The organism is Microbispora sp. ZYX-F-249 (assembly GCF_039649665.1).
Classification (GTDB): domain Bacteria; phylum Actinomycetota; class Actinomycetes; order Streptosporangiales; family Streptosporangiaceae; genus Microbispora; species Microbispora maris.
In genome coordinates, this window is the sequence record NZ_JBDJAW010000065.1 from 1 (window position 1) to 16,098 (window position 16,098).

Consider the following 16,098-nt stretch of genomic DNA (forward strand, 5'->3'; position numbering starts at 1 on the left):
CCAGCTCGGCGGCCAGGCCCGGGTGCCCAACGTGGCGGGGACCTGGAAGGACCTCACCGACAACGTCAACTCGATGGCCGACAACCTGACCAACCAGGTCCGCTCCATCGCCCAGGTCACCACGGCCGTCGCGCGGGGCGACCTGACACAGAAGATCGACGTCGTCGCCCGCGGCGAGATCCTGGAGCTGAAGACGACCATCAACACGATGGTCGACCAGCTGTCCTCGTTCGCCGCCGAGGTCACCCGCGTCGCCCGCGAGGTCGGCACCGAGGGACGGCTGGGCGGCCAGGCCGAGGTCGAGGGCGTGTCCGGCACCTGGAAGCGGCTGACCGAGAGCGTCAACGAACTGGCCGGCAACCTCACCCGGCAGGTCCGCGCGATCGCCGAGGTGACCAGCGCGGTGACCTCCGGCGACCTGACCCGGTCCATCACCGTGGACGCCGAGGGCGAGCTGGCCGACCTCAAGGACAACGTCAACTCCATGGTGGAGTCCCTGCGCGAGTCGACCAGGGCCAACCAGGAGCAGGACTGGCTCAAGACCAACCTCGCCCGCGTCTCCGGGCTCATGCAGGGCCACCGCGACCTGGCGGCGGTCGCCGAGCTGGTCATGAACGAGCTTGCCCCGCTGGTCAACGCCCAGCACGGCACGTTCCTGCTGGCCGAGGAGACCCCGGCGGGCGCGGAGCTGCGGGTGGTCGGCTGTTACGGCCACCGCGAGACCTCGCGCCGGTACGCGTTCGGCGACTCGCTGGTCGGCCAGGCCGCGCAGGCCCGGCGGACGATCCTGGTGGAGGACATCCCGCCGGGCTACCTGACGGTGTCGTCCAGCCTCGGGCAGGCCGGACCGGTCAACCTCATCGTGCTGCCGATCGTGGTCGAGGACCAGGTGCTCGGCGTGATCGAGCTGGCCAGCCTCGGGCGGTTCGCCAAGATCCACCGGGACTTCCTGGAGCAGCTCGTCGAGACGATCGGCGTCAACGTCAACACGATCGTGGCCAACGCCCGCACCGACGCGCTGCTGGCCGAGTCGCAGCGGCTCGCCACCGAGCTCCAGGTGCGGCAGGAGGAGCTGCAGCGCTCGAACGCCGAGCTGGAGGAGAAGGCGGAGCTGCTGGCCCAGCAGAACCGCGACATCGAGACCAAGAACAGCGAGATCGAGCAGGCCCGGCAGGAGCTGGAGGACCGCGCCCAGCAGCTCGCCCTGGCGTCCAAGTACAAGAGCGAGTTCCTCGCCAACATGAGCCACGAGCTGCGCACCCCGCTCAACTCGCTGCTCATCCTGGCGCAGCTGCTCGCCCAGAATCCCACCCGCAACCTGACGCCCAAGCAGGTGGAGTACGCCAACGTCATCCACTCGGCCGGCACCGACCTGCTCCAGCTCATCAACGACATCCTCGACCTGTCCAAGATCGAGGCCGGCAAGATGGACATCACACCGGAGCCGGTCAGCCTGCGTCAGCTGCTCGACTACGTGGACGCCAACTTCCGCCCGCTCACCACGCAGAAGGGCCTGCGGTTCGAGGTGACCGTGGCCTCCGACGTGCCGGCCGAGCTGCTGACCGACGAGCAGCGGCTGCGGCAGGTGCTGCGCAACCTGCTGTCGAACGCGGTCAAGTTCACCGAGGCGGGCTCGGTCGGGCTGCGCATCGAACGGGCGGCCGGTGTGGCCCTGCCGGACGCCGGCGGCCAGGAGATCCTGGCCTTCCACGTGGCGGACACCGGCATCGGCATCGCCGCCGAGAACCTCTCGCAGATCTTCGACGCCTTCCAGCAGGCCGACGGCACCACCAGCCGCAAGTACGGCGGCACCGGCCTCGGCCTGTCGATCAGCCGGGAGATCGCGACCCTGCTCGGCGGCGAGATCCACGCGGCCAGCACGCTGGGCGAGGGCAGCACGTTCACGCTCTATCTCCCGCTGGCCCGCGTGGACGGCGCCGAGAGGGAGGAACGGGAGTCGCGGGAGGCGCAGCCGCGGCCGGCCGCCCCGCAGCCCGCGCCCGCGGCGGCGCGGACCTCGGGTGGCAGGGACGGCGGCAGGGACGACGGCGGTGCGCGGCGCCGCCTGCTGGTCGTCGAGGCCAGGCCCGGGGGCCTGCTGTCCATGCTGGCCCAGAGCGTCGCGGCCGACCTGCACGACACCCACGGCCCGGTCCAGGTGTCGACCGCGAGCGACGCCCAGTCCGCGCTGTCGACGCTGCGGCAGGAGAGCGTCCACTGCGTGGTGCTCGATCTCGGCATGCCGCAGGACGCGGCGGCCGACTTCCTCAAGGGCCTCGACTCCGACCCCGCGCTGCGCGCGCTCCCGGTCCTCGCGCACCACTCGCGCAAGCTGTCGCGCCCGCAGGAGGACCTGCTGCAGGTGCGCTCCCGCAACCAGCCGCTGGAGCTCCTGCCCAGCCTCGACGAGCTGCGTGAGCGGATCACGCTGCACCTGTCCGCCGAGGAGCCCGGCGACGTCCTGCCGCTCGTGCAGCCGGCGTCGGAGGAGGGGGCGCAGGAGCTCGGGAAGGTCGACAGCGCGCTCGTCGGCCGCAAGGTGCTGGTCGTGGACGACGACGTGCGCAACGTCTTCGCGCTCACCACGATCCTCGAACTGCACGGCATGCAGGTGCTGTACGCGGAGGACGGCCGCAAGGGCATCGAGGTGCTGATGCGCAACGACGACGTGGACCTGGTGCTGATGGACATCATGATGCCGGAGATGGACGGTTACGCCGCCACCGCCGCCATCCGGTCCATGCCGCGCTTCGCCCAGCTCCCGATCATCGCGGTCACCGCCAAGGCCATGCACGGCGACCGGGAGAAGACCCTGACGTCCGGCGCCAGCGACTACGTCACCAAGCCGGTGGACGCCGAGGAGCTCATCGTCTGCATGCAGCGCTGGCTGGACCTGCCGGGCAACGGCGACAGGTAGGCCCGGCCGCGCTCAGGACCGGCGGGCGGCGCGGGGGGCGGTGCGGGGGGCGGCGCGGCGGCGCTCAGGACCGGCTGCCCGCGGGGGCGGTGCGGCGGCCCCGGACCCGCGCCGCCCGGTGCAGGTCCTCCAGCACCGCCCGGGCGGCCCGCCGTCCGGAGACCAGCGCCCCCTGGTGGGACCCGGTGTCCCGGTGGTCGCCGCACACGTAGCGCCGGGCACCGAGTCCGACCGCCTCCAGACGCACAGGGCGGCGCAGCGGCATCGGGGGCGGCATCGCGGGCAGGGCCGCCTCGATCGCGTAGGTGGCGACGTGCTCCCACGACGAGGTGTCACCGTAGAGCTCGGTGAGCCTGGCCCGCACCCGGGGCTCGTCCCGGTCGCCGTGGACGCCGAGGACCGAGGTGGAGATCAGGGCCCGGCCGTCGGCGGAGTATTCGGGCGCGGCATCGGTGATCACGATCGTGTCGGTGATCACTCCCTTCGTGTCCACGATCAGCGTGGGCTCGCCGAGGGGCGAGGCCGGGGCGGCGTGGTAGAAGGTCGTGACCGGCCGCATCGCGGGCACCGGCAGGCCGGGCACCAGCCGTCCGGCCGTGGGCGGATCCACCGCCACCACCACGGCCGCGCCCGGGACCTCGCCCCCGCCGGCGAGGGCCACGCCGTCGGGGGTCAGCGCGCGCACCGGCGTCTCCAGCGAGATCGTGCCCTCCGGCAGGCGGGCGGCGAGCTGCGCCGGGATCCGCTGCATGCCGAGGGCCGGCACGCCGATCCTGCCACGGGAGAACGACCGCCACAGGAGGTGGAAGATCCGGCCGGAGGTCTCCAGCTCCCGTTCGAGCACGACTCCCGCGAGGAGGGGGCGGAACAGGTTCTCGACGATCTCGGGGGACGCGCCCCAGCGCCGCAGCTCGGCCAGCGTGGTGCGCTCCGCGCCGCGCCGCCGTACGAGGGAGCCGGGCAGCAGCAGGTCGCGGGCGGTCACCGCGGCGAGGACCGCCTTGTCCACCGGTGTGCCGACATGCGCGAGCAGGCCGCTGAGCGCGTGCCGGGGATGCCGCCACGGCAGCGCGACCCGCTCGCGCCGGCCGTCCCGGAAGATCATCGCTCCGTTGGTGAACCGCCGCAGGCCCAGCGCGCCGATGTCGAGGACCCGGGCGGCCTCGGGATAGCTGGTGTTGAAGATCTGGAAGCCACGGTCGAAGCGGAAGCCGTCCACCAGGTCGGTGCGGACCCGGCCGCCCACGCCGTCGGACGCCTCCAGGATGCGGACGGCCACACCCGCCTCGTGCAGGTGCCAGGCGCAGGCCAGGCCCGCGAGTCCGGCGCCGACGACGATCACCTCGGCTGGCTGTGGCATCAGCGTTCCCCCTTCCGGCCGCCGTACGGCTCCTTCAGGGACTTCGCACCGCACCGGGGCCGCGGATGCAGCGGCGCCGCCGCGCGGGCGTCGAGGGCCGGGGCGAGAGATCAGATCTGTGATCGTTCACAGGTCCGTACGACATGTGAGGACTGAAAGTTTCAGTGATCGTCGGGGCGGACACCCCGCGCAGGTGAACCGCCGGTACCCGGCCCTACCAGCCGGAGATCGACTCATCCGGACGCCTCCGATGATTGCGTTCACATCGCTGAACCGGGTTCGGTTGACCACACCGCCGGTTTCGCGCTGTGATGGCGCACCCAGGCACCTCCCGCATGACCCTGTTTGTCGCATTCCGGCGCACGCGCCCCGGCCCACCCGGCCGCACCGTACCCGCCGCGGCTCGGCCCGACCCCCGGAGGTCTCGCTTCGGACAAGCCCGATCACGCGTCTGCGCGCCGCGCGTCGCGCGCGCCGTCACGGCTCCGCCGTCGGTCCCCATCGGCACCCCCCTTGGAGTTTGGATGACCACACGACGTAGATCCGCCCTGCTCACCGCCGTGGCCTCGGCCGCCGCGCTCGCGGGGGCCGCGGTCCTGCCCGCCCTGCCGGCCTCGGCGGCGGCGGGCTGCCGGGTGGACTACCAGGTGACCAACCAGTGGCAGGACGGCTTCGGCGCCGCCGTCACGATCACCAACCTCGGCGACGCGGTCAACGGCTGGACGCTCACCTGGTCGTACGCCGCGGGCCAGGCCGTGACGCAGGCGTGGAACGCCACGGTCACCCAGAGCGGCGCGCAGGTCAGTGCGAAGGACGCCGGTTACAACGCGGCCATCCCCACCGGCGGCACGGCGTCGTTCGGCTTCAACGCCTCGTGGAACAACTCGTCCAACCCCGTGCCCGCGAGCTTCGCGCTCAACGGCACCACCTGCACGGGCGGGGTCACGAGCAGCCCCAGCGCCTCCCCCAGCACCTCTCCCAGCGCCTCTCCCAGTGCGAGCCCGACGCGGTCGCCGAGCCCGTCACCCAGCCCGTCGCCCAGCCCGTCGGCGAGCCCCACGGGCATCCCGGCGGGCGCGCGGCAGATGGAGGACCTCGACCGCGGCCTGATCAGCGTGCGGTCGGGCAGCGGCAACCTGGTCTCCTGGCGGTTGCTCGGCACCGAGAGCATCGGCACGGGCTTCAACGTCTACCGGGGATCCACGAAGCTCAACTCCTCGCCGATCACCACCTCCACGAACTACTTCGACTCCGGAGCCGCCGCCGACGCCGTGTACACCGTGCGGGCCGTGGTGGACGGCGCCGAGCAGGCGGCGTCGCAGACGTCGCTGCGCCTGGCCAACGGCTACCTGGACGTGCCGATCCAGCCGCCGTCCGGCGGCACCACGCCCGACGGGGTCGCCTACACCTACAGCGCCAACGACGCGAGCGTGGGCGACCTGGACGGCGACGGGCAGTACGAGTTCGTGCTGAAGTGGGACCCGTCCAACGCCAAGGACAACTCCCAGTCGGGCTACACCGGCAACGTGTTCGTCGACGCGTACAGGCTCAACGGCACCCGCATGTGGCGGATCGACCTCGGCCGCAACATCCGCGCCGGCGCCCACTACACCCAGTTCCAGGTGTACGACTACGACGGCGACGGCAGGGCCGAGGTGGCGATGAAGACCGCCGACGGCACCAGGGACGGCACCGGCGTCGTCATCGGCAGCTCCTCGGCCGACTACCGCAACTCCTCCGGCTACGTCCTGTCCGGTCCCGAATATCTGACGATGTTCAACGGCCAGACCGGCAAGGCGATGTCCACCGTGAACTACGACCCGCCGCGCGGGACGGTCTCCTCCTGGGGCGACAACTACGGCAACCGGGTCGACCGGTTCCTCGCCGCGACGGCGTATCTCGACGGCACGCGGCCGTCGCTGATCATGTCGCGGGGCTACTACACCCGTACGGTCATCGCGGCGTGGGACTTTCGCAACGGCTCACTGACCAAGCGGTGGACGTTCGACTCCAACTCCGCCGGCAGCCAGTACACCGGCCAGGGCAACCACAACCTGGCCGTCGCCGACGTGGACGCCGACGGCAAGGACGAGATCGTCTTCGGCGCGATGGCGATCAACGACAACGGCTCGGCGCTGTGGAACACCCGCAACGGCCACGGCGACGCCCTGCACGTCGGCGACCTCGACCCGTCGCGCGCGGGGCTCGAGGTGTTCAAGGTCGACGAGGACACCAGCAAGCCCGCGGCGTGGATGGCCGACGCCCGCACCGGCTCGATCATCTGGAGCAACGCCTCCTGCGGCTGCGACAACGGGCGCGGCGTCTCCGACGACGTCTGGTCCGGCAGCCCGGGCGCCGAGTCGTGGTCGTCCGCCGTCAGCGGCGTCTACAACACGAAGGGGCAGAACGTCGGGCGCAAGCCGGGCTCGGCGAACTTCCTCGCGTGGTGGGACGCCGACCCGGTCCGCGAACTGCTCGACGGCACCCACATCGACAAGTACGGCACCGGCGGCGACACGCGACTGCTGACCGCCAGTGGTGTCCACTCCAACAACGGCACCAAGTCCACCCCCTCGCTGTCGGCCGACCTGTTCGGCGACTGGCGTGAGGAGGTCGTCTGGCCGACCAGCGACAACACCGCCCTGCGGATCTACAGCACGACCGCGACGGCGAGCCGGCAGATCTACACGCTGATGCACGACCCGGTGTACCGGCTCGCGATCGCCTGGCAGAACACCGCCTACAACCAGCCGCCCCACACCGGCTTCTTCCTCGGGGACGGCATGGCGACCCCCGCCAGGCCGAACATCTATCTGAAGTGATGCCCCGGCGGCGGCCGCGGACGTACCTGGCGAGCGTCCGCGGCCGCCGCCGCGCCGAGCACGCCCGAAGCCCCATCCGAGGCCTCAGCCCGGAGCCTCCGTGAGGCACAGACCGAGCTGGGTGTACAACTCCAACTGGTCGAAGTACTCCCGGTGTGTCTTGATCTTGCCGTCCTCCACGAAGGACGCGCAGGTGCCGCGGAAGGTGACCGGGCGACCGGTTCCCTCCAGTTCGCGCCCGTTCGGGAGCAGGACGGGCCCGAGGTGCGTGCCCGTGGCCGTCCACTCCACCATCAAGGGCGCGTCGCAGCTGACGGCCTCGTACCACACGATCAGCTGGAAGTCGGGAAAGCTCTTGAAGACCTGCTCGTACATCCACGCGATCTGCTCGTGTCCCTCGGCCACTCCGAAGGGCGAGACGAGGACGGCGTCCGGACTGAAGGTCTCGAGCACGCCCTCCAGATCGTGTTCGTTGAGCGCGTCGGCGAGCCGGCGTTTCACAGCCCATGAATCGGACATGACGACAGTCCTTCGACGGTCGGTATGTAACGCAGGGCAACAACCTTAGCCAGAGGCCGGTCAGGGCCTGCCCACGATTCCATCGTCGGAGCACCACGAGCGGGTTCCGGTTCTCACACGCTCACACGGTTTCCGCACGACGGTTCCGGTGGCGGCCGTGAACCCGCCTGCGGCGCCCTCAGCTCGCGTGACCTGCGCCTTTGTGGGTAGGCCAGTCACTGCGGAGGGCCGAGGGGGTGGCAGCATGCGATCGTCGATCAGTCTCGGCCGCGTGGGCGGGGTCCCGGTCGGGCTCAACATCAGCGTCCTCGTGATCGTCGTGATCCTGGTGGTCGGGCTGGCCTTCGGCCGCTTCCCCATCGCCTTTCCCGGCCTGCCGGCCGCGGCGTACGTGCTGGCCGCGCTGGTGTCGGCGCTGCTCTTCCTGGCCTCGCTGCTCGCGCACGAGCTGGCCCACGCGTTCGTGGCCAGGCGGCACGGCGTCGAGGTGTCGGGGATCACGCTCTGGCTGCTCGGCGGGGTCGCCGAACTGCGCGGGGAGCCCCGCTCCCCCGGCGCCGACCTCAAGATCGCCGGGGTGGGGCCGCTGACCAGCGTCGTGCTCGCCGGCGTCTTCGCCCTCCTGTCCTGGGCGGTTTCCGCCGTCGGGGCACCGCCGCTGGTCAGCGGGATGTTCGGCTATCTGGCCGCGGTGAACGTGCTGCTGGCCGTGTTCAACCTGGTGCCCGCCGCGCCGCTGGACGGCGGCCGGGTTCTGCGCGCCTTCCTGTGGGCCCGCTGGGGCGACCGCATGCGGGCCGCCGTCGCCGCCGCCCGGGCCGGCCGCGTCTTCGGGTACGCGCTGATCGCGCTGGGGTTCCTCAACCTCGTCTCCGGCCTCGGACTCCAGGGCTTCTGGCTGGCCCTGATCGGGCTGTTCCTGGTGAACGCGGCGACCGCGGAGGAGCAGCAGACGCAGATCGACGCCGCCCTCCACGGGATCACGGTGGGCGAGGTCATGTCGCATGACCCCGTCGTCGCCCATCCGGACGAGACGGTGGCCGGCCTGGTCGACCGGCTCGTGCTCCGTCACCACCTGTCCACCTATCCGCTGGTGGACGACGAGGGCCGGTTCACGGGGCTGGTGACGCTGGGGCGCGTCCGGCGTGTGCCACCGGACGACCGGGCGGTGACCAGGCTGCGGGACATCGCGTGCCGGCCGGCGGACGTGCCCGCCGCGCACCCCGGCGATCAGCTCACCGAGTTGCTGCAGCGGATGAGCGGCAGCACGGACGGCCGGGCCGTGGTGCTCGGCGACGACGGCCGCCTCGTCGGCCTGGTCACCCCGACCGACATCAGCCGGACCATCCAGACGGTGGATCTGCGGTCGCGCGAGCCGTACCGGACGCCGCGCGGCGCCGACCTCGCCCCGCCGTCCCCCGAAAGCCCCGCACCGCGAGGCCCCGCACCCCGAGGCCCTGCCCCTCGAGGTCCTGCTCCCGGAAGCCCCGCTCCCGGTGGCGCGGCCCCGCCGGCCGGCCGCCGCGACGCCGCCTGAACGCCCGCCGGGGTCAGTCGTCGGCGGGTTCCTCGACGTCGTCGGGCGAGTCGGCGCCTGCGGCGTGCCAGTCTCCGGACCCTCCCCCGGGCTCGGCCCCGGGCTCGGCGTCGGGTGACTGCGCCAGCGGTGGCAGCCGCTCCGGGATCAGGTCTTCCGGCCCCTTGTCGTTCGGCATGGCTTCCTCCTCGGGCCGCGCCCATCCATCTGGGCGTACCCCGCGGTGGCGCGGACATTCGGTCGTGTCGCGGTGACGGCCGCGGTAGCCGAAAACAGACCCGCGAGCCGTGTTGAAGGGGAGACCAGGGGTAGGCGGACGGTGCGGCCGGACCGGACAAAGCGGTCGTAACTGATAGAGGCAGGCTCTCAAGGAGGTGGGGGTATGACGATCGTCGACGACACGGCGGTCGAGCGACGGCGGCTGCGGTTCGAACGGGACGCGCTGCCGTACATCGACCAGATCTACGCCGGCGCCCTACGGCTGGCCCGCAACCCCACCGACGCCGAAGACCTGGTGCAGGACGTGTTCATGCGGGCCTTCAGCAACTTCCACCAGTTCCGCGAGGGCACGAACCTGCGGGCCTGGCTGTACCGCATCCTGACCAACACCTACATCAACACCTACCGCAGGCAGCAGCGGCAGCCGCAGCGGGCCGCGACCGAGGACGTGGAGGACTGGCAGCTGGCCGAGGCGGCCTCGCACACCTCGTCGGGACTCAAGTCCGCCGAGGTGGAGGCTCTGGAGGGGCTGCCCGACTCCCGGGTGAAGCAGGCGCTGCAGGAGCTGCCCGAGGACTTCCGGCTGGCGGTCTACCTCGCCGACGTGGAGGGATTCGCCTACAAGGAGATCGCGCAGATCATGGACGTCCCCATCGGCACCGTCATGTCGAGGCTGCACCGGGGACGCCGGCAGCTGCGGGCCAAGCTGGAGGACTACGCCGCCGAGCTCGGCCTGCTCCGGTCGGCGAGCGCCGCGGCGAGCACCGCGGCACGCGACGGCGGGAAGGCCTGAAGGGATCAGGCGGGAAGTCCCGACGGGATTCAGGCGTCCTCGCGCTCGGGGTTCTCCAGCCGGAAGAAGTTGCTCGGGCTGCCGTCCCTGCGGTGCTCCTGGTAGATGAAGTTGAGCTTGCGTTCCTCGAACGTCGTGAACCACTCGTCCCAGGAGATCTCCTTCAGGTCGCCGCCGCCGTAGCCCGGGAAGTCGAAGCGGAGGACCCCCGGACGGCCCTCGTGCTCGGTGCCGGGGACGGTGGCGGGTTTCGCGCCCCGTTCCTCGGCCCATCCCTTGATGACGTCGTGATCGGTCGTGATCAGGCTGCGGCCCGGGCGTTCCTCGTGCTCGTCCGGGGCGCCGATCTCCTGCTCGTACTTGTGCTCGCCGGTGACCGGGTGGTGCTGCTCGGACATGTCGACACCTCCCCCCGTCCTCCCTACCCCCCGGCACCGGCCTTATCCTGCGGCCTTTCCGGGCAGCCGCACCCAGGCGGGGGACTCCTCCCCCGGCGCGTACGCCGAGTCGAGGCGCTTGCCCACCACGCCGGGCAGCCCCTGCTCGTCCGCCGCCCGCCGTACGGCGTGGACCTCTCCGGGCCACGACGGCGCCGTCTGCCAGCGCGGCCCGTTCACATCGAGGGTCTCCAGGCCCGCGCGGCGACGCCCGAACGGCTCCTCCAGCAACGACCGGCCGTCGTCGTAGAGCAGGTCGTAGGCGACGTAGACGGGGGTGCCCGCGAACGTGACGACCTCGCCGTCGAGGACGGTGGCCCTGCTGCCGAACGACTCGGCCATCGGGCGCAGCCAGCGGTGCTCCCCCGTGACGTCCGCGCCGCGCGGGTCGCGAAGGGTGAGCCTGCCGCCCTCCACGTACGCGAGCGCCCGCGCGCCGCCCCACCAGAACTCCCACGCGTACGCCCCGGGATCGCGCGGCGCGCGGGCGCGCGTCACCGGCGTCATCGGCGCGAGCGAGGCGGGCGGGGGCTCCCACCGCCCGCTGGGCGGGTCCATCCGGTGGATCATCCAGTTGCGGCCGCGGGTCCGGAACAGCACGTAGCGGCCCGCGACCCGGGTGCCGGCCAGCACGATCTTGACCTCGCGGTCGCTCCACTTCTCGGTCGCGTAGTGACCGCGGTCCCAGATGGTCATGGTGCCGCCGCCGTACTCGCCCTTGGGGATCTCGCCCTCGAAGCGGGCGTACTCCATGGGGTGGTCCTCGGTGTGGACGGCGAGGTGGTTGGTCGCGGGGTCGGGCGGCAGGCCCTTGGGGATCGCCCAGGAGACCAGCACCCCGCCCCGCTCCAGGCGCAGGTCCCAGTGCAGGGACCGGGCGTGGTGCTCCTGGATGACGAACGTGTCGTCCTCGCCCCGCGGGAGCGGCCCTTCGGCGGGGATCGGCTCGCTGGTGCGCGTCACGTCGCGCTTGGCCCGGTAGGTCTCGAGTTTGTCCGCCATCCTCATGCTCCTACCCAGCGCGGGGCAGACGGTGAGCGACAAGCGTGTCACCTTGTAGCGACATGTCCGGTTAAGGACTTCGTGACCACTCGGTAACTAGGCCTGACTATCGTCAGCCTCCATGAGTTCAGCGATCAGGTTGACCGCGGGCGCCGGTGTCGTGGCCCTCGGTCTCCTCCTGCCCGGCACGCCCGCCACAGCGGCCCCGAGCCACCCGGTCAAGATCACCATCATGGCCAGCTCCGACATCCACGGAAACGCGCTCAACTGGGACTACTACAAGAACGCGGAGTACGACGACAGCGCGCACAACGACGTGGGCCTGGCGAAGATCTCGACGATGGTGTCGCAGATCCGGGCCGACCGCGGCGCCGGCCACACCCTGCTGTTCGACTCCGGTGACACCCTCCAGGGCACGCCGCTGGACTACTACTACGCGAAGATCGAGCCGATCACCTCGACCGGCGAGATCCACCCCATGGCGAAGGCCATGAACGCCATCGGGTACGACGCGGTGACACTCGGCAACCACGAGTTCAACTACGGCCTGCCGCTGCTGGGCGCGTGGGTCGAGCAGATGAAGGCGCCGGTCCTCGGCGCGAACGCCGTCTCGGCCAAGACCGGCCTGCCGGCCTACCAGCCGTTCGTCCTCAAGACGATGAAGGTCAAGGGCGAAAAGCCGATCAAGGTGGGCGTCCTCGGCCTCACCAACCCCGGTGTCGCGATCTGGGACAAGGCGAACGTCGACGGGGAGCTGAAGTTCCTCGGCCTCGTCGAGACCGCCAAGAAGTGGGTGCCGGTCATCCGCGGCCTCGGCGCCGACGTGGTCCTGGTCACCGCCCACGCGGGCGACAACGGCCTGTCGTCGTACGGCTCGGACCTGCCGGTGGAGAACGCCGCCGCCATGGTCGCCGAGCAGGTGCCCGGCATCGACGCCGTCCTGTTCGGCCACGCCCACAACGACGTGCCGCAGCGCTTCGTCACCAACAAGGTCACCGGGCAGCAGGTGCTGCTGACCGAGCCGAGCAGGTGGGGCCAGCGCCTCAGCGTCGTCGACTTCACGCTCGCCAAGCAGCGCGGCAAGTGGGCGGTCACCGGCAAGTCGTCCACCACGCTCAACACCAACACCGTGGCCGAGGACCCGAAGATCGTCGCGCTGATGAAGAAGCAGCACGACAAGACCGTCGGCTACGTCAACAAGGTCATCGCGCAGTCCACCCGGGAGCTGTCGGCGGCCGAGTCGCCGTACAAGGACACGCCGATCCTCGACTACATCCAGAAGGTCCAGACCGACCTGGTGAGCAAGGCCATCGCCGGCACCGCCGACGCCTCGCTGCCGGTGCTGTCGATCGCCGCGCCGTTCAGCCGCACCGCCGTCTTCCCGGCCGGACCGGTAAGCGTCCGCGACATGGCCGGACTGTACGTCTACGACAACACGCTGCTCGGCATCAAGCTGACCGGCGCCCAGGTCAAGGACTTCCTGGAGTACTCGGCGAGGTACTTCACCCAGGTCGCCCCGGGCGCGCCGATCGACCTCGCCACGCTCACCAACGCCGGCGGCACACCCGACTACAACTACGACCAGCTCTCCGGCGTGACGTACGACATCGACATCTCCAAGCCGGTCGGCCAGCGCATCACCGGCCTGTCCTACCAGGGCACGCCGGTCACCGCCGACCAGCAGTTCGTCGTGGCCATCAACAACTACCGCCAGTCGGGCGGCGGCGGCTTCCCGCACGTCTCGACCGCTCCGGTGGTCTACAACGCCCAGGTGGAGATCCGCCAGGCGCTGATCGAGTACGCCGCCGCGACCGGCACGATCGACCCGGCGACGTTCGCCGAGCCGAACTGGAAGCTCGTCCGCGACGGGGTCCCCGTCTTCGACTGATCCGGTGGGGGGTGGTCCGCGTCCCGGGCCACCCCCTTGTCCGTTGAGCGGTCGTACTCACCCGATATGGGTGATCGCACTCATGCCCGCGCGCCGATCCGGCGGCGACACTGACGTGTCACGACGCCGACGGAAAGGATGACCGTGAGCAGAAGCGGGATCGTCTTTCTCACGATCGTCACCACGATCGCGGGGATCGTCCTCGTCTACGTGGTGGACGTGCCACTGCCGGTGGTCGTCTCGCTGGGATTCGGGGCGCTGTGCCTGCTCTGGCTGATCGTGCTCCTGACGGTGCCGTGGAACCTGTACTTCCAGGCCCACTCCCTGATCCACGAGATACGCGTCAGCCGCGAGCGCGGCGTGGCGGTCTCGCCGGAACGCGAGGAGGAGGCCCGCCGCATCGCGGTGCGCATGCGCCGGGCCGCCGTCGCCGCCCACCTGGTGTCGGCCGCCCTGCTCGCGGCGATCACCTACTTCTCCGGCGAGACCGTCGGCTACTACTTCGCCGTCTTCTCCCTGCTCGGCACGTTCTTCCGGCCTGCCGGAGCCTGGTTCTCCCACCTGCGCAGCCGGATGACCACGATGCTGGAAGAGGTCCGTTATCCCCGCGAGGACGTCGTCGCGCTGGCCGGACGCGTCGACGCGCTGAAGGCGCGGGCCGAGGAGTCCGAGGCCCGGGCCGCCGAGCTGGCCGAGCGCCTCGACGCCCTCACGGCGGAGACGCGCGCCGCATCCCACACGGCCACGGCCCGGGAGGACGCTCTCGACCGCAGGCTCGACGCCATGGGCAGGACGTTCGAGGACTCCCTCAGCCGCCTCACCGACAACCAGGAGGTCCTGTCGGGCATCAAGGCGTTCCTCCGCCTGATCAGATCCGAGACGGCGTAGTCCGCGAGATTTCGCGCCGGGTCCTGTAATCGAGGACCTCGAACCGGGACTACTGAGTATGGACGACCCCGAAGAACGCTTCACCGAGCTGTACGACCGGCATTACCGGAACGTGCTCGGCTACGCGCTGCTCCGCGCCGAACGGCAGTCGGCCGAGGACATCGCGAGCGAGACGTTCCTGATCGCCTGGCGACGGCTCGCCCAGGTGCCGGAGCATCCTCTGCCGTGGCTCCTCGCCGTCGCCCGCAACCTGCTGCGCAAGCAACACCGCCTGGACATGCGACGGCTGCGGCTCACCGCCTCGGCCCCGGAGGGGGACGTGGCCGACCAGGTCAGCGAGCGGCAGACGGCGATCGACGCTCTCGCCCGGCTCTCCGGCGCCGACGCGGAGGCTTTGATCCTCGCGAGCTGGTACGGGCTCGGCCCGGCCGAGGCCGCGAAGGTCGTCGGATGCTCGGCACGCACGTTCGCCGTCCGTCTCCACCGTGCCCGCCGGCGTCTGGCGGACATACTCAACGCCCCTCAGACGGTCCTCCAGGAGCAACTGCGATGAACACCGACGAACTGATCCGTGCCCTGCGGCCCGACGACCTGCTCGACGAGGCCTACCACCGCCGCCGCGAGGCCGACCTCGCGCGGATCCTCGCCGACCAGCCCCTCCGCCGCCCCTCACCCGTACGGACCCGGCTGGTGCTCGCGGGCGCGGCGGCGGCCGTGTCCGCCGCGCTGGCGGTCCCGGCCCTCCTGCCCGGTGCCACCACGCCCGCTGCCACGACGCCCGCTGCCACGACGCCCGGCGGGGCGGGCACACCGGCCGGCGGCGGCGCGTCCGCCCCGGCGAACCGGGCGGTCGTGACGCTCGACGCGCGGTCGTTCCTCCTGGCGGCAGCCGGCAACGCCGCCCGCGCGGACGTGAAGACGGGCCGATACTGGTACAGCCGCGAGCGGCTGTACGAGCCGCAGCCGCCGGGCAAGGTGCTCGTCTCCTCCACCGAGAGCTGGTACGACGGCGAGACCGGGCGGGGACGGACCACGAGCGGCCTGGACGCCGAGGTCGTCGCGGGCGGGGCCACCGCGAAGGCGACGCCCACGCCCCGTACGCGTGACTTCCGGATCACGCTGCTGACGGACATCGGCGGCGAGAGCCTGTCCCAGGACGACTTCCGGCGGCTGCCCCGCGAGGTCGAAGGCCTGCGCCGCTGGCTGGAGGCCCATCGGCGGAAAGAGCCCTCGGCGGGCTTCACGTTCCGGATGACGAGGCTGGTGCTGTCCGGTCCGACCACTCCGGCCACCCGGGCCGCGATGCTGCGGATCCTCGCCGACGAGCCGGGCCTGAGGCTGGAACGGGGTGTCACCGACCCGCTCGGCCGCTCCGGCGCCGCGGTCGTGTCCGCCGACGGCGCCATCCGGCTGATCATCGACGAGTCGGGCGCGCGCCTGCTGGCGGAGGAGTACAACGGCCCGGACAGGGCGACCGAGCGCGTCGGGCGAAGCGTCCGCGTCGGCGCCCGCACGGGCGAGAAGACCGTGTACGAATCCTCCGGCTGGGTCGAGAAGATCGGCGATCGGCCGTAGCCACGACGACGGGGCCCGTGCCGTCCGACCGAGGGCGCGGGCCGCGTCACGACCTTCGCCGCACGGTCCGGGGGGCCGTGCGGCTCGTTCCGCACAACGCGAGCCTCGGGACCGCCGCTCCCGCCGTCCGCCGAGCCGCGG

13 protein-coding genes are annotated in these 16,098 nt (G+C 71.4%); 8 read left to right on the plus strand and 5 right to left on the minus strand.

The features are described from left to right. Positions 1 to 2,917: hybrid sensor histidine kinase/response regulator (locus tag AAH991_RS37805; protein WP_346230763.1), on the plus strand; the 2,917-nt coding region annotated here is incomplete at its 5' end. 64 nt (positions 2,918 to 2,981) lie between these two features. Here AAH991_RS37805 and AAH991_RS37810 read toward each other — a convergent pair. Next, entirely contained in the window at positions 2,982 to 4,277 is a 1,296-nt protein-coding gene (locus tag AAH991_RS37810; RefSeq protein WP_346230764.1) for an FAD-dependent oxidoreductase, read from the minus strand. A 524-nt stretch (positions 4,278 to 4,801) separates the two neighbouring features. Here AAH991_RS37810 and AAH991_RS37815 point away from each other — a divergent pair. Next, positions 4,802 to 7,099 (plus strand): rhamnogalacturonan lyase family protein, encoded by a 2,298-nt coding sequence (locus AAH991_RS37815; RefSeq protein ID WP_346230765.1) that lies wholly within the window; start codon positions 4,802 to 4,804, stop codon positions 7,097 to 7,099. An 84-nt stretch (positions 7,100 to 7,183) separates the two neighbouring features. Here the strand turns inward: AAH991_RS37815 and AAH991_RS37820 are convergent, their stop codons facing one another. Then, positions 7,184 to 7,618 carry an ester cyclase gene (locus tag AAH991_RS37820; RefSeq protein ID WP_346230766.1) on the minus strand — a complete coding sequence of 145 codons (435 nt, stop codon included), beginning with the start codon at positions 7,616 to 7,618 and terminating at the stop codon, positions 7,184 to 7,186. A gap of 244 nt (positions 7,619 to 7,862) precedes the next feature. Between AAH991_RS37820 and AAH991_RS37825 the strand changes: the two genes are divergently transcribed. Then, positions 7,863 to 9,155: a site-2 protease family protein gene (locus tag AAH991_RS37825; RefSeq protein WP_346230767.1), complete on the plus strand. Its 1,293-nt coding sequence runs from the start codon at positions 7,863 to 7,865 to the stop codon at positions 9,153 to 9,155. Positions 9,156 to 9,168: 13 nt separating this feature from the next. Here AAH991_RS37825 and AAH991_RS37830 read toward each other — a convergent pair whose 3' ends face one another. Next, a complete protein-coding gene (locus AAH991_RS37830) occupies positions 9,169 to 9,333 on the minus strand; it encodes a hypothetical protein (RefSeq protein WP_346230768.1) in 165 nt (54 codons plus the stop codon). Between the two features lie 204 nt (positions 9,334 to 9,537). On the opposite strand from AAH991_RS37830, the gene AAH991_RS37835 reads away from it, so the two are divergent. Then, positions 9,538 to 10,167, plus strand: coding sequence for a sigma-70 family RNA polymerase sigma factor (locus AAH991_RS37835; RefSeq protein ID WP_346230769.1), 630 nt, complete (start codon positions 9,538 to 9,540; stop codon positions 10,165 to 10,167). 29 nt (positions 10,168 to 10,196) lie between these two features. On the opposite strand, the gene AAH991_RS37840 is transcribed toward AAH991_RS37835, so the two are convergent. Both AAH991_RS37840 and AAH991_RS37845 read right to left on the minus strand, forming a co-directional pair. Further along, positions 10,197 to 10,565 carry a hypothetical protein gene (locus AAH991_RS37840; protein ID WP_346230770.1) on the minus strand — a complete coding sequence of 123 codons (369 nt, stop codon included), beginning with the start codon at positions 10,563 to 10,565 and terminating at the stop codon, positions 10,197 to 10,199. 42 nt (positions 10,566 to 10,607) lie between these two features. Next, a complete protein-coding gene (locus AAH991_RS37845) occupies positions 10,608 to 11,606 on the minus strand; it encodes a DNA polymerase ligase N-terminal domain-containing protein (RefSeq protein WP_346230771.1) in 999 nt (332 codons plus the stop codon). Between the two features lie 121 nt (positions 11,607 to 11,727). On the opposite strand from AAH991_RS37845, the gene AAH991_RS37850 reads away from it, so the two are divergent. From AAH991_RS37850 to AAH991_RS37865, 4 genes are all read left to right on the plus strand, one after another. After that, a complete protein-coding gene (locus tag AAH991_RS37850) occupies positions 11,728 to 13,494 on the plus strand; it encodes a 5'-nucleotidase C-terminal domain-containing protein (RefSeq protein ID WP_346230772.1) in 1,767 nt (588 codons plus the stop codon). Between the two features lie 144 nt (positions 13,495 to 13,638). Then, positions 13,639 to 14,382 (plus strand): hypothetical protein, encoded by a 744-nt coding sequence (locus tag AAH991_RS37855; RefSeq protein ID WP_346230773.1) that lies wholly within the window; start codon positions 13,639 to 13,641, stop codon positions 14,380 to 14,382. A gap of 58 nt (positions 14,383 to 14,440) precedes the next feature. Then, positions 14,441 to 14,935, plus strand: coding sequence for an RNA polymerase sigma factor (locus tag AAH991_RS37860; protein WP_346230774.1), 495 nt, complete (start codon positions 14,441 to 14,443; stop codon positions 14,933 to 14,935). Next, positions 14,932 to 15,957, plus strand: a complete 1,026-nt coding sequence (locus AAH991_RS37865) for a hypothetical protein (protein ID WP_346230775.1) — start codon at positions 14,932 to 14,934, stop codon at positions 15,955 to 15,957. Before AAH991_RS37860 ends, AAH991_RS37865 begins: the two co-directional genes overlap by 4 nt. Positions 15,958 to 16,098: the final 141 nt, after the last annotated feature.

Coding starts and splice junctions, on each gene's coding strand:
- AAH991_RS37810 (WP_346230764.1), bottom strand. CDS start 4,277: ATGCCACAGCCAGCCGAGGTGATCGTCGTCGGCGCCGGACTCGCGGGC.
- AAH991_RS37815 (WP_346230765.1), top strand. CDS start 4,802: ATGACCACACGACGTAGATCCGCCCTGCTCACCGCCGTGGCCTCGGCC.
- AAH991_RS37820 (WP_346230766.1), bottom strand. CDS start 7,618: ATGTCCGATTCATGGGCTGTGAAACGCCGGCTCGCCGACGCGCTCAAC.
- AAH991_RS37825 (WP_346230767.1), top strand. CDS start 7,863: ATGCGATCGTCGATCAGTCTCGGCCGCGTGGGCGGGGTCCCGGTCGGG.
- AAH991_RS37830 (WP_346230768.1), bottom strand. CDS start 9,333: ATGCCGAACGACAAGGGGCCGGAAGACCTGATCCCGGAGCGGCTGCCA.
- AAH991_RS37835 (WP_346230769.1), top strand. CDS start 9,538: ATGACGATCGTCGACGACACGGCGGTCGAGCGACGGCGGCTGCGGTTC.
- AAH991_RS37840 (WP_346230770.1), bottom strand. CDS start 10,565: ATGTCCGAGCAGCACCACCCGGTCACCGGCGAGCACAAGTACGAGCAG.
- AAH991_RS37845 (WP_346230771.1), bottom strand. CDS start 11,606: ATGGCGGACAAACTCGAGACCTACCGGGCCAAGCGCGACGTGACGCGC.
- AAH991_RS37850 (WP_346230772.1), top strand. CDS start 11,728: ATGAGTTCAGCGATCAGGTTGACCGCGGGCGCCGGTGTCGTGGCCCTC.
- AAH991_RS37860 (WP_346230774.1), top strand. CDS start 14,441: ATGGACGACCCCGAAGAACGCTTCACCGAGCTGTACGACCGGCATTAC.
- AAH991_RS37865 (WP_346230775.1), top strand. CDS start 14,932: ATGAACACCGACGAACTGATCCGTGCCCTGCGGCCCGACGACCTGCTC.